This window comes from Methanocalculus alkaliphilus, from assembly GCF_024170505.1.
In the GTDB taxonomy this organism is placed as follows: Archaea; Halobacteriota; Methanomicrobia; order Methanomicrobiales; family Methanocorpusculaceae; genus Methanocalculus; species Methanocalculus alkaliphilus.
In genome coordinates, this window is sequence record NZ_JALJYG010000002.1 from 214,476 (window position 1) to 226,631 (window position 12,156).

General features: G+C 51.1%; 12 protein-coding genes. 8 read left to right on the forward strand and 4 right to left on the reverse strand.

Annotated features, from left to right (window positions below):
• Positions 1-38: 38 nt before the first annotated feature.
• Both speD and J2T58_RS02795 read right to left on the reverse strand, forming a co-directional pair.
• On the reverse strand, positions 39-461 hold the full coding sequence (speD, locus tag J2T58_RS02790) for an S-adenosylmethionine decarboxylase (protein WP_366518429.1): 423 nt from the start codon (positions 459-461) through the stop codon (positions 39-41).
• A 267-nt stretch (positions 462-728) separates the two neighbouring features.
• Positions 729-3,566: a M1 family metallopeptidase gene (locus tag J2T58_RS02795; protein WP_253487257.1), complete on the reverse strand. Its 2,838-nt coding sequence runs from the start codon at positions 3,564-3,566 to the stop codon at positions 729-731.
• 47 nt (positions 3,567-3,613) lie between these two features.
• Here J2T58_RS02795 and J2T58_RS02800 point away from each other — a divergent pair, with 47 nt between their 5' ends.
• The 8 genes from J2T58_RS02800 (at position 3,614) to J2T58_RS02825 (ending at position 11,438) form a co-directional block, all read left to right on the forward strand.
• The gene (locus J2T58_RS02800) at positions 3,614-3,844 is read left to right on the forward strand and encodes a hypothetical protein (RefSeq protein WP_253487258.1); all 231 of its coding nucleotides are present in this window, start codon (positions 3,614-3,616) and stop codon (positions 3,842-3,844) included.
• Between the two features lie 93 nt (positions 3,845-3,937).
• The gene (locus tag J2T58_RS11080; protein ID WP_301287445.1) at positions 3,938-4,072 is read left to right on the forward strand and encodes a hypothetical protein; all 135 of its coding nucleotides are present in this window, start codon (positions 3,938-3,940) and stop codon (positions 4,070-4,072) included.
• Positions 4,073-4,676: 604 nt separating this feature from the next.
• On the forward strand, positions 4,677-5,615 hold the full coding sequence (locus tag J2T58_RS02805; protein ID WP_253487259.1) for an ornithine cyclodeaminase family protein: 939 nt from the start codon (positions 4,677-4,679) through the stop codon (positions 5,613-5,615).
• A 343-nt stretch (positions 5,616-5,958) separates the two neighbouring features.
• Complete coding sequence (locus J2T58_RS11085; protein ID WP_301287446.1) at positions 5,959-6,093, forward strand: hypothetical protein; 135 nt, start codon at positions 5,959-5,961, stop codon at positions 6,091-6,093.
• On the forward strand, positions 6,090-7,457 hold the full coding sequence (locus tag J2T58_RS02810) for a mannose-1-phosphate guanylyltransferase/mannose-6-phosphate isomerase (protein ID WP_253487261.1): 1,368 nt from the start codon (positions 6,090-6,092) through the stop codon (positions 7,455-7,457). The genes J2T58_RS11085 and J2T58_RS02810 overlap by 4 nt, the downstream gene beginning before the upstream one ends.
• Positions 7,458-7,595: 138 nt before the next feature.
• On the forward strand, positions 7,596-7,814 hold the full coding sequence (locus J2T58_RS02815) for a hypothetical protein (RefSeq protein WP_253487263.1): 219 nt from the start codon (positions 7,596-7,598) through the stop codon (positions 7,812-7,814).
• A gap of 331 nt (positions 7,815-8,145) precedes the next feature.
• Positions 8,146-9,198 carry a class I SAM-dependent methyltransferase gene (locus J2T58_RS02820; protein ID WP_253487266.1) on the forward strand — a complete coding sequence of 351 codons (1,053 nt, stop codon included), beginning with the start codon at positions 8,146-8,148 and terminating at the stop codon, positions 9,196-9,198.
• The gene (locus J2T58_RS02825; protein ID WP_253487268.1) at positions 9,195-11,438 is read left to right on the forward strand and encodes a sulfatase-like hydrolase/transferase; all 2,244 of its coding nucleotides are present in this window, start codon (positions 9,195-9,197) and stop codon (positions 11,436-11,438) included. The genes J2T58_RS02820 and J2T58_RS02825 overlap by 4 nt, the downstream gene beginning before the upstream one ends.
• Positions 11,439-11,506: 68 nt before the next feature.
• Here the strand turns inward: J2T58_RS02825 and J2T58_RS02830 are convergent, their stop codons facing one another.
• Positions 11,507-11,983, reverse strand: a complete 477-nt coding sequence (locus J2T58_RS02830) for a class I SAM-dependent methyltransferase (RefSeq protein ID WP_253487270.1) — start codon at positions 11,981-11,983, stop codon at positions 11,507-11,509.
• Positions 11,967-12,156, reverse strand: a 190-nt coding sequence (locus J2T58_RS02835) for an ATP-binding protein (RefSeq protein WP_253487273.1), incomplete at its 5' end; no start/stop codon positions are given. The genes J2T58_RS02835 and J2T58_RS02830, both read right to left, overlap by 17 nt.

Here is a 12,156-nt window from a genome sequence, read left to right on the forward strand (position 1 = left end):
GTTGCTAGTGCGGGATGATAAACCTGGGGGAAAAAAGATTAGATGGAGCGGAAGAAGACCGTGGTCCTGATCTCCTCTGCTCCGAAGAATTTTTTGCAGAACTCGGCGGTGATCTGCGGCGGATATTCTTTGCAGCTGAATATATCGATGTAGGCACTGCTGGTATCATTGGCGAAGTGGCCGGAGATGCAGGAGGTCTCGATGAGCTGGACAAGTGAATATCCGGCGACACGGTCATTTGCACCGAAGTTGACGATTAACGGTTCACCGAAACGCTTCATCTCGATGAGGTCGCAGACTTCAACAACGAACTGGTGAATCTTCTGCGGGTCGCGGATGGTGTCGGGGTTGCAGTTCTTCAGATCAATTGCAGTGCAGAGGCCCCACATATTCTCTTCTCTGAACTGGTTCATGATCTCGATGTCGGTCATCTCTTTTGTTATCTGAATGCTCTGGGTCAATGTGGCATCTCCTGTTTGGATACTATTAGGTTGCTGAGTTAGTTATTTAAACTTTATTGTCATAAAAAACGATTATACTACGCCATTTAGGCTGCAGGAGCGTTTTTTTCGATTAAATCCGGCTAATTTGCGTTTTTTATGATTGAAATTACAATCTGGCATTTTTTAATGATTTATTTTGAAAAATCTCAATTTTGCCATCGATAAAAAAACAGGGGTATTTCTGGTCATGCGCTCTCTTTGGAGGGGATCCCTTTATAAACCGGATCACTCTATGCCGGGGATGGGGCCATGCACCCCTATATATGAGGCTCTGGCAGCGGGATTGCCTGCGATGAGCCGCTGAAGCGTCTGCCGTATGGCTGATGATTCCGTCTCCTGAAGGAGGGAGGCAAGGATGCCGATGAGGGGAAGATGGTGTTCTGCATCCATCCTGTCGATATGGGCAAAGACGGCGAGGATGTTGGCTGTTGAGTACTCATTTACGGACTGGAGCCGGGAGAGGATCTCTCCCAGATAGATCCGCCCCTCCTCAGTCTCAAGAGATATCTTTCTGTTCCGGGCAAACCTGCCATAGAGTGCCCGCTGATCATTTGCCTGATCGATCCGGAAGTACGGAGATGCCTCGATCTCCCGGAGGATCTGGACGAGATTGGCAGCATCTGATGAGGCGGTCGCGGCAAGGAACTGCTCCCATGCGACGAGATTATGGCGTGCCTCCTCCATCATCTCACAGAAGATCTGGTGCCGCTCCGGGTCATCCGAGTTGAGGAGGAGGAGGTATGCGGTCATCCGATCGGTTGCAGATTGGCTCTTGCTGAACTGCTCCCTGATGAGTGTATGGATCTCGGGCGTATTGATCCGTGCGAGGAGGCGGAGGCAGAGGTTTTTGACCTGCCTGGTTTTGATCTCCCGTGCCATCCTCCCGATGGATCGCCATCTCCCATCGCTGCCCTGATACGCACGGTACAGGGAACGGAGGATCGCCCCCTCTGCATGGGCGATCCCGCGTTCGAGCCGGACCCTGAGCTGATATACCTCGCGGTACCGGTGGGCGGCAGCGGGATCGCCACCCCCCTCAAAGATGGTGAGGAGCGGGGCACCTGCCCCTGACATCAGTTCGGTGTCGGAGAGGAGCTCGATGAAGAGGGCGATGAATGCCCGGGAGGGGGTGGCAGCCGGATCTGCGGCAAGGAACTGCATCTCACACCGGAGGAGGGCCTGGAGTGCACCGAACCGGGCGATGATATCGGGATCGGTCCTCGCCTGGATGAAGAGGGCGGCGGCATCTGCATTATATTCGACCGTGCCGTAGAAGGAGAGCCCCCGGTTGAATGAATAGTAGGCAGGGGGCTGGCAGGGGGTGATGGTGATCTCTTCTCTCCGTTTGGTGATGAGATGATGGAACTTCTCGATCTCCCTGCCATCGGCATGCATCAGTGCGCCGTCAAAGGGGAACTCCCAGGGGATCCCGTCTCCGGACTGGAGGAGGGTGATATGGCAGGACTGATCCTTCTCATCATACCTGGTGGTTATCGAAAGGGTTGGATACCCGGCCCGTTTCAGCCACCCCTCTGCCATCGGACCGAGATCCATACCGGCGATACTGCTCATCAGGGTGATGAAGTCGTTTCGTCCTGCGTTTCCATGGGCATACTTCCGATGATAGACGGAGAGTGCCCAGGCAAAGGCCTCCTTCCCGAGGATCGACTCGATCATCCTGATGAATTCGGGGGCCTTGACGTAGGTGACCGGGGTGATGAGATCATTTGGATCATTGAACCCGTCCGGCTCTATCGGCATAGCGGCGGCGCCGGTTTCGCGGGAGAAGGTGCCGTCCACCGGGTCCATGAGGGCGATTGCCCGCTGGAGGCGTGTGTACGCCTCCCCGAAATGGAAGGCATGGTACTGATCCTCGATATGGACGGTTGCCGCCTCATTGAGCCAGATCTCAAACGGGCTCTCGCCGGTCACCTCGGAGCCGTTGAGATTATGGTAGAACTCATGCACCTTCACCCGGAGGAGGTATTCAAAGCCGGCGTCGGTCATCTCGGGAAACGGCATCAGCCGGTTTGTTGATATGGTGGTGTTCCCGACATTCTCCATCCCCCCGAAGTCCGAGTTCTGCATCCCGATCTCGCGGTACACCGAGCCGGTGTAGGCATATCCGCAGACGATCTGGTCGTCGAGCTTCTTCATCTGATGCGTCAGTTGTTCGAGATCGCTCTCCTGGGCACCGCCACGCCGGAGATAGGCACGTTTCTTATAGAGCCGGTAGATCTCGTAGCGGATCTCCAGCTGATCATACTGGTGCGGTCCGGTGAAGAGATAGACCCAGATGATGCTGTCCTCGAGGATATCAAGGGCCTCTTCCGCACGTTCGGGATCTGATCCCGGCGGGCAGAGGAGTTCGAGGAGGAAGGTTCTGCCGGAGGGGTATTCGAAGGTTCTCTGGAAGGAGTCGTAGGTCCCCGCCCCGAGGAAGAAGAGGTACGGTGCCATCGGGGTGGTGGTGTTCTCGTATGTTATTTCGTCCCTGGTCGGGGAGACCTGGTGCCGGGGGATGGCGACATCCCCGTTTGAGATGAGATGGGTGTACCGGGCGTCGGCGATGATGGTCGTCCGGTAGGTGCATTTGGCGGTCATCTCATCGATGCAGGGGACGAGCCGCTGGAAGCCCCATTGCTGGCACTGGGTGATCTGGGTCGGGGGGGCACCTGGCGGGGTCTCGTCATAGTAGAGCCCTTCAAGGAGGGTGGATGAGGGGCGGCAGATCGTCTCGCTTGCGATGAGGAACTCTGTCCGCCCCGGAATCTCCCGGAGGAAGGTGATGAGGATACCATCCTCGTCCTGCGTGAGATCGATGGAGTGGCCGGGGGAGGAGAACTCAAGGATATCGAGATTCCGTGCATTGAGCCGGAGGGTCCGGATCGGGTGATCCCGGGATCGGAACCGGGTGACTGCGGCCACCCGGGTCTGATCATCCTCGATCCGGAAGGTGAGATCCATATGGATGACATCGACGGGGGACGGGGTGATGTCTGAACGGTAATACCGGAATCTCGCGGGCATGGAGATGTATTCGATCCGGAAGGGGTAAAGCATGCTGGTGGATGAATGCCATTGAATACCCCGGTCGCCCATATTCGAGGATGGTACCACCAATCCAGCTTCGGCCGGAGACAAAAGTACGGCTGGATGAGGCGAAAGTGCATCCAGCAGAGACCGATGATGAGGCACTAAGTCGCATCCTCGATGAGGTAGGTGATACCGAGCCGATACGCGAAGTGACGCTGGTCAGGATCGAAAAGGTCATTGCTGATCTGCGGAAAGGAAGGTGTCGCCCATTTGAGGAGGTTGTCCTGGAGCATGGGCTTCGATGATCCGGGGGCTGAAGGCGATCTTATCAGGCTCTCAGGTTCCAAAAGGCATCAGACCGGAATACTCACTCCCTTCATCGGGCAGAGAGAACGCATATGATCGAATTGATGGATGAATGTGGCAACTCTGAATCCCACGTGAAAAGAATTGCAGGCGTATTTGTCTTCGGGGATGTTGAGACGATAGATGAGATGGCTGATTCTGAAGTATTTTGTTTATGGCTATACTAATCCCCGAACATCCTCCGGGGGGGGCACTGCCATCCCCCCTTCGGAGTTCGGTGAAGGCGACCTGAAGGTCACCAAGCGGGGCTGGCCGCCCCGCAAATGAGGATAGGTGGCGCTTCGCGCCCACCTCTTGTTCCTGGTCGCTCACCCTCTCAAAGACAGTGTATCTTCAACTGCTGTTTGTGGAGAAAGGGTTCTGCCGTGAGGACAACCCCGGAATATCACTATCAAACAGGCAGGAAGCCCACGACTTTAGTCGTGGGGGGAATGCCATTAAATCCACATATTCAGTAGGCGATGCTATTGTGTGCAAGGCACTTCCTCCGGGGAGACAACGGTTATTATGCACATATCTACGGGCTGTCTATCAACCAGCCTATCGCACTCCGCTCTGATCCAACCCGGATCAGAGAGATGGAAGGGCAAACCAACGACTTTTGTCGTTGGTAGTTGATGTTGGTATCTGCTCAGGGATCAGCGATCCCGCCGATCAGATATTTGGAGAAAAATCAGAGTTTTATTGAATAGTCATGGAAAAGGGATGGTATGCAACCGCCCCGTGTGCAACCGGCATCCAGAAATACTCCCATCTGCCAATACTCGAGCCATGAGATACTATCCTGATGCCAGTGCCCACCTCACCTGGCCGGAGGTCAATACCGCGATTGAGGAGGTCTTTGCAGAACATGGCCGGGGGAACGTCCGGATGCCGTCGAAGGTCTATATCACCTTCCCGGACGGCGACTTCAGGACGATGCCCGCCGCCATCCCCTCCATGGACCTCGCCGGGGTGAAGATTGTGAACGTCCATCCTAAAAACCGGGAGCGGGGCCTCCCGACGGTGATGGCAACGACGCTCCTGCTGGACCCGGCGTCCGGGCTGCCGACGGCATTTCTCAATGCAACCGCCCTCACCGATATGCGGACCGGGGCTGCCGGGGCGGTGGCGGCGAAGCACCTGGCGCAGAAGAAGCCCCTGACCGTCGGACTCATCGGGAGCGGGCGGCAGGCGTATGCCCAGCTTGCCGCCACCGCCGCCGCATGCACTATTTCGGAGGTCTTCGTCTGGAGCAGGAGCATGGCACGGGCAGAGGCATTTGCCGCCGCTCATCCGGAGTATGCCATCACCCCGGTTGCACGCATTCAGGATGCCTGTGCCTGCGATCTCCTCGTCACCACCACCCCCTCCCGCGAGCCGCTCATCAGGTCGGAGTGGGTCGCCCCCGGCACCCATATCAATGCCATCGGTGCCGACGCCCCCGGTAAGCAGGAGCTGGATGTCGCCCTCCTCCGCCGGGCAGAGGTCTTCATCGACGACTATGAGCAGGCGACCCACTCGGGCGAGGTGAATGTCCCGATCAGCCGGGGGGAGTATCCGGCTTCAGCAATCGCCGGCACCCTCGGCGAGGTGGTCCTCGGAGCGAAGGGGCGGTCCTCCCCGGATGCGGTCACCATCTTCGACTCGACCGGGCTTGCGGTGCAGGATCTGGCGATTGCGAGGATTGCCGTCGGACGGGTGGACGGGACGGAGCTCCCGTTTCCGTGATGGGGGAGGAAAAAGAGTGTCAGGAGGGGGCAGAACCCACCGAAGGAAGGTAATTCAATCCAATTTATGGTTAACTTCACCTGTTCGTGTTCTTTGCAACAGCATCAACTATTGGCATGATCGGGGCGGGTTCGGTCTTTAAGGATGTTCTTGTTGATACCTGTTGTATCGATCCGGATTCTTTTTGAGATAGGATCACGCCAAAGACGAAAGTCGTGATCGGAGCGCATAACTATGGCCAGCCCTGAGATGCATTTGTGCTGGGAGAGAACAGACAGATTATCAGTGCATTTGACAAAGATTAAGAGAGACAGTACTATCCATAAAATCTGAGGAGACGACCATGACAGACCAGCACCCAGAGAATCATCTTGCAGCACTTTTCAAGGAAAGCGGCCCGATCAGGACCTTCGGCGTCATCGGCATGGGCTATTTCGGGTTGCCAGCCACCGTCAACGGGAGCGTCACTCTCCCATGAAAACCCTCATACTCGCCGGCGGAAGTGGAACACGGCTCTTTCCGCTCAGCCGTGAGCAGTTCCCGAAACAGTTCATCAAGCTCTTTAACGGGGAGTCGCTCTTCCAGAAGACGGTGAAGCGGCAGCTGCTTCTGTCTGCTGCTTCGGATATCACCATCATCACGAACCGGGATCACAAGTTCCTGATCCGCGACCAGCTTGCCGAGATCGGGTGCGACTGCCCGGTTCTCACCGAACCTGTTGGAAAGAATACGCTTCCTGCCATCTATTATGGGGTGATGATGCTTGCTGAGAGTGGTGCAGACACAAGCGATGATCGGATCGCAGTCGTCTCCTCCGATCACCTGATCGAACCGGATGATGCATTTCTTGCTGCATTCAAGGCAGCCGAACGCCTGGCAGACCGGTATCTCGTCGTCTTTGGGATACGGCCCACTGCCCCCCATACCGGGTACGGATACATTCGGCCCGGTTCATTACTTGGAGATGACGGGTATCTCGTCGATTGCTTTGTGGAGAAGCCGGACCAGGAGACCGCAGAGGAGTACTGTGCATTGGGATACCTCTGGAACAGCGGGATGTTCGTCTTCTCCCCCTCCCTTTTTCTCTCCGAGGCAGAGAAGTATGCCGGGGAGATAGTCGCCGCGTTCTCCAATCTTTCGGTTGAAGAGGCATATGCGAAGGTGCCGAAGATCTCAATTGACTATGGAATCATGGAGAGGACAGACCGTGCCGCAGTTGTTCCCTTCTCATCAGGATGGAATGATCTCGGCACCTTCGATGCCCTCTATGACACCTTTCCGAAGAATGAAGATGCAAACGCCATCCGAGGCGAGCATATCGGGATCAACTCAGAAAAGAACCTGATCATTGGCAACCGGCTGATCGCGACGGTCGGCGTCTCCAATCTCGCGATCATCGAGACAAAAGACGCGATCCTTGTTGCCTCACGAGACCAGGCGCAGCGTATCGGCGAGATCGCAAAAGAGCTGAAGGAACAGGGGGACGAACGCGCCATCCATCACATGGAGGTTCACCGCCCCTGGGGATCCTACACGATGCTTGAAGGCGGCGATGCATACCGGATAAAGCGGGTCTCGGTCCCCCCCGGCCGCCGCCTCTCGCTCCAGATGCACCATCACCGAAGCGAGCACTGGATTGTTGTCCGGGGCACTGCCGAGGTGACGATCGGCGAAGAGAGATACCTCCTGACGAACGGCCAGAGCACCTATGTGCCTGCCGGCACCGTCCACCGGCTTGCAAACCCCGGCCTCCTGCCGCTTGAGCTGATCGAAGTGCAGATAGGGGAGTATACGGGAGAGGACGATATTGTGAGGATCGAGGATGATTACCGGAGGGTGTGAAAGGAGGGGCTACAGTTCACTGGTGTGATATTGTTGGGGTATTTCTCTGAAAAAATCAATAGAAAGAAAACCTGACCACGTTTAATTCCTGTTAAAGGAAAGCAAAACATTTTTCCTATCTCGAAAGAATATAATATTATGCAACAAAAATCCCTAGTAATTCTTTTGTTGAGTTTATTTTCAGTTGGGTTATTGGTCACCCCGGCATCAGCTTATCTTGATCCCGGTACTGCAAGTATTCTATTCCAGATGATGATTGCTACCGTTCTTGGGGTTGGGTTTGCAGTTAAGATATATTGGATGAAAATAAAAAATTACTTTGGAAAAAAAGCTCGTGGTGAGGGCGATAGTGAATAATCCTCAAGGTCAAATTCCCGCGTCATTCCGTGATCCCAGTGGTTTTTTATTTAGACGCGATGGAATGCTCTATCGTCAGATAAATACATGTTTCCGAAAAGATTTCGAAGCATTCATCTCTTCTGGTCTTTATGAAACACTCGTATCCAAAAAACTTCTCATTCCTCATCAGGAGACAGATATACAACCTGAAATTCCAGGTATTGCTTACAAGGTTATCCAGCCGAAGACAATCCCATTCATCTCCTATCCCTATGAGTGGTGTTTTAGTCAATTGAAGGATGCAGCTCTGATAACATTACAGATGGAAAAGCTTGCATTGGAACACAGTATGACCCTAAAGGATGCAAGTGCATATAATATTCAATTCCTTGATGGAAGACCTGTTTTTATCGATACCCTCTCATTTGAGCAGTATATCGAGGGAGAACCCTGGGTGGCATACCGGCAGTTTTGCCAGCATTTTCTTGCACCGCTCCTCCTGATGCAACAGACCGATATCAGGCTGAATCAATTGCTCAGAGTTTATATTGATGGAGTACCGCTTGACCTGGCAAGTGCACTCCTTCCGAAACGATCCTGGCTGAAGAAGCACAGCCTGCTTCATATCCATCTTCATGCACGAAGCCAGAAGAAGTATGCAGATACATCAGGCTCTGTACAAAGGCCTGCCCATACAAATGTTAGCAGAATTGGGCACCTTGGTCTTCTCGACAGTCTCATGAATGCGGTCAGGGATCTCAAATGGCTTCCGGAGAATACCGAATGGCGTGATTACTATGCTGACAACTCGTATTCTGATGAGGGGTTTGCAGATAAACAGGAACTCGTCAAAAATTACCTGTATATTCTCAAGCCGTCATCTGTCTGGGATTTTGGTGCAAATACGGGAGAGTTCAGCCGTCTGGCAGGCACTCGCGGCATTCCGACTGTTGCGTTTGATATCGATCCTGCCTGTGTCGAGCTCAATTATCAGGATCTTCAGCGGCAGGAGCAGCCATGTATTCTTCCTCTTCTCCTTGATCTCACCAACCCGAGTCCGGGAATCGGATGGGAGAACCGGGAGCGTGACTCGCTTGCCGATCGCGGTCCGGTGGATACTATCCTCGCCCTTGCTCTTGTTCACCACCTTGCCATCTCGAATAACGTGCCCCTTGATATGATTGCCAGATTCTTCTCCGGACTTGGTAGATCTCTCATCATCGAATTTATTCCAAAAGATGATGTACAGGTGCAGCGGCTACTTTCTGGTAGAAAGGATATCTTTGATAACTATTCACAGGAAGAATTTGAGCACGCCTTCAGCCAGTATTTCACCATTGAGCAGACTGGCGCGATCAGGGATTCGGGAAGGATTATGTACTTAATGAGGAGGAAGGAATGACGATACAAGATAAAATAAAAAATAACAAAGATTACATCCGTGGCAGATTCAGCGACACAGATACGGTGAAGGCAGCCGTTGGAGCATCATTTCTGTTATCAGTCACCCTCCTGTTCTTCGGCCCGTCATACCTATATTATACAAATCTCCTGCAGATCCCCTATTACTATACTGACCTTGTCTGGCTCTTTGTTGCATACTCTCTTGCAGCGGGAGCCATCCTCGCCATCGTCCTGATCCTGCTCAAAGGCACCGTGCACCAGCGGGCGGTTGCCATTGTGTTTGCACTCGGCCTGCTCTTCTGGATACAGGGGCATATCCTGGTCTGGGATTATGGCATCCTCGATGGAAGAGCGATCATCTGGGAAGATTACCTCATCAACGGGATCATCGACTCGGCCATCTGGATCGCTCTCCTCGCTCTCGCCCTCTTCAAAGGCCCCTCCTTCTACAAGTACATCGCACTTGCCAGCGTCCTCCTTCTCGTCATCCAGGGAGGAGGGCTCGCTGCCGAGGTGTACCAGGCACCCGACGAGCCGGAGTGGAAGAGCTATGCAATCGGCTATGATGATGAAGCGATGTTTGAGTTCTCATCTGAACAGAATGTCATTATCCTGGTGCTGGATGCTTTCAGATCAGATGTCTTCCAGGAGATAATTGAGGAAGAACCTGAATATCGCGATATGTTTGATGGTTTTACGTATTATCGGAATGCGGTGAGTGGATTTCCACATACTGATCTTGTACCTACGCTAATATTAACAGGGGAATATTATGATAATTCAGTTCCTCGATCAGAGTATGTTAAGAGTGCTTTTTTAGATGCATCTATACCCCTGATGTTGAAAGATCACGGTTATTATGTTGGTTTATATCCTCTGATGGCAAGAACTGTATTTCATTCCGAACAAACAAGTTCAAACATTGGTTCTCCACATCATGAACAGAAAGATCGGTTAATTGATAAACATGAGGAATTTGTGGAATTGCACTACATCTCTCTCTTCAGACATGTTCCACATTTTATAAAGCGTCATTTCCACTTTATGCCATTTATCGGATCAGGAAGAGATGGTGACACCCCTCGCGATCTTGTATTCTATAATACACTGGTTTCCGACTTCCGTGTCTCAAATGAAAAGAAAGTATTCATGTTTTATCATAATTTAGGACCACATCCACCATTGACACTGAATGCCAATTTACAGTTTGAAGAACTCCCCTTTAATCATTCTGGATACAAGGAGCAGGCAAAGGCATCCTTGAGAATATCATATGAATTAATTAAAAAAATGAAAGAGAGTGATATTTATGACAAATCAATGATTTTTATTGTTGCAGATCATGGAGCTTTTAGCTCAGGACATGGTGCCCGAGATGAAATAAATATTTCTTTATTGGGATATCACACTCCTTCAGATTCATACGATTTTTTTAATCAAGGCGTTGTCAGCCAAGGAATCCCACTTATACTCGTAAAACCGTTTAATAATAGTGGAGACATGGTAATTTCTGATGCACCAGTTGCACTTGGCGATATTCCACAAACAATAGCTGACGAATTAGAATTGTCACAAGAATTTACTGGCCAATCTATTTTCTCAATAAATGAATCTGATGTTAGAGAGCGATATTTTTTTAGATATATCGGTACTAGAGAGGAATATGATAGCGGCTATCTTCCTACCTTAAGAAAATATAAGATTGTTGGTCATAGCTGGCTCATCAATTCATGGGAACCAACAACACACAGGTATGAACCGGGAAAAGGCCATATACCTTTAACATCTTACCAACTTAACACCCCCATCATTTTCGGAGTAAACGGTACTGCACAACAATACCAGCTCACTGGCTGGTCAGGTCCGGAAGAAGGATTCACCTGGACAAGCGGGTACCAGGCTGGTTTGGCACTGCAAATGGAAGATACGGATACTGACCTCACCCTGACAATTCTGGCTTCTCCTTACTTTGGCGGAGGGGCGCTGGATCAACAGCATGTCATAATACAGGTTAATGGGCAGAAAATCGGAGAATGGGTGTACGACACACCAGGCCTTCAGGAAAAGAGTATCCTCATCCCACAATGGGCGTTGTCGGATGACGAGATCCAGTATATCACTTTTGAGCTGCCGGATGCTATGTCGCCGAGGGAATTAGGGCAATCTGAAGATGGAAGAGATTTGGCGCTGGCTGTACGGTCGATGGTAATAGTAGTAGATTGTTGTGGAAATCAATGAAAAATGCAATGAATCTTAATATCATACCTTTTAGAGACATTATAAAATTTTTATCAATAAATTTACAATCACTTTTTTATTATCCAAAACGAACCTCCATGTGTCTCAATAATCTCACTAGATGGATCATCCCAAAATTGCGAGAGAATCCGATGTAATTGTGGTTTATTCGATATATAAAAATTTGGAAGAAGGATATCAATGTCTTTTCCGCCACCAAGAAGATATGCACCTAATATATATTGTTCAGAATAATATCTCTTACTCCACTCCTCTGGATAATCAAATGGAAGAAAAATATCATGAAATTGAACAAGAACTCCTTTCTTTAAAATCGGTAAAATGTCAAGAAATATTGTTGTCACATCAGAGTTCGTAAATACTCTATGTGAATTATCAACGAAGAGGATATCCCCCGCATCAAGTACCTCTGTCAACGTCGGTCTAGAAATCCCCAACTTCGTCGGAATAATTCTCCCCACCCCACTTAAACCTATCGTCAATTCTCTGTCATATATTAGGAAACCTCTATTCTGCCGATTCATGCTTGTTCACCCATAATTTGTGGCTCTTTCTGTCTTTCATACGATAACTCTCTCCCCGGATATTCACTGTTCTACAATGATGCAGGATTCGATCCAGAAGTGCTGCGGCAATTACCTGATCCTGGAAGATCTCCCCCCAGTTACCAAACGATTTGTTCGAGGTGAAGATCGTT

Bases quoted from the DNA above. Each gene is read 5' to 3' on its own strand.
- J2T58_RS02830 (WP_253487270.1), bottom strand. From the start codon at position 11,983: ATGAATCGGCAGAATAGAGGTTTCCTAATATATGACAGAGAATTGACG.
- J2T58_RS02820 (WP_253487266.1), top strand. From the start codon at position 8,146: ATGACCCTAAAGGATGCAAGTGCATATAATATTCAATTCCTTGATGGA.
- J2T58_RS02805 (WP_253487259.1), top strand. From the start codon at position 4,677: ATGAGATACTATCCTGATGCCAGTGCCCACCTCACCTGGCCGGAGGTC.
- J2T58_RS02825 (WP_253487268.1), top strand. From the start codon at position 9,195: ATGACGATACAAGATAAAATAAAAAATAACAAAGATTACATCCGTGGC.
- J2T58_RS02800 (WP_253487258.1), top strand. From the start codon at position 3,614: ATGGTACCACCAATCCAGCTTCGGCCGGAGACAAAAGTACGGCTGGAT.
- J2T58_RS02810 (WP_253487261.1), top strand. From the start codon at position 6,090: ATGAAAACCCTCATACTCGCCGGCGGAAGTGGAACACGGCTCTTTCCG.
- J2T58_RS02795 (WP_253487257.1), bottom strand. From the start codon at position 3,566: ATGCTTTACCCCTTCCGGATCGAATACATCTCCATGCCCGCGAGATTC.
- J2T58_RS02815 (WP_253487263.1), top strand. From the start codon at position 7,596: ATGCAACAAAAATCCCTAGTAATTCTTTTGTTGAGTTTATTTTCAGTT.
- J2T58_RS11085 (WP_301287446.1), top strand. From the start codon at position 5,959: ATGACAGACCAGCACCCAGAGAATCATCTTGCAGCACTTTTCAAGGAA.
- J2T58_RS11080 (WP_301287445.1), top strand. From the start codon at position 3,938: ATGATCGAATTGATGGATGAATGTGGCAACTCTGAATCCCACGTGAAA.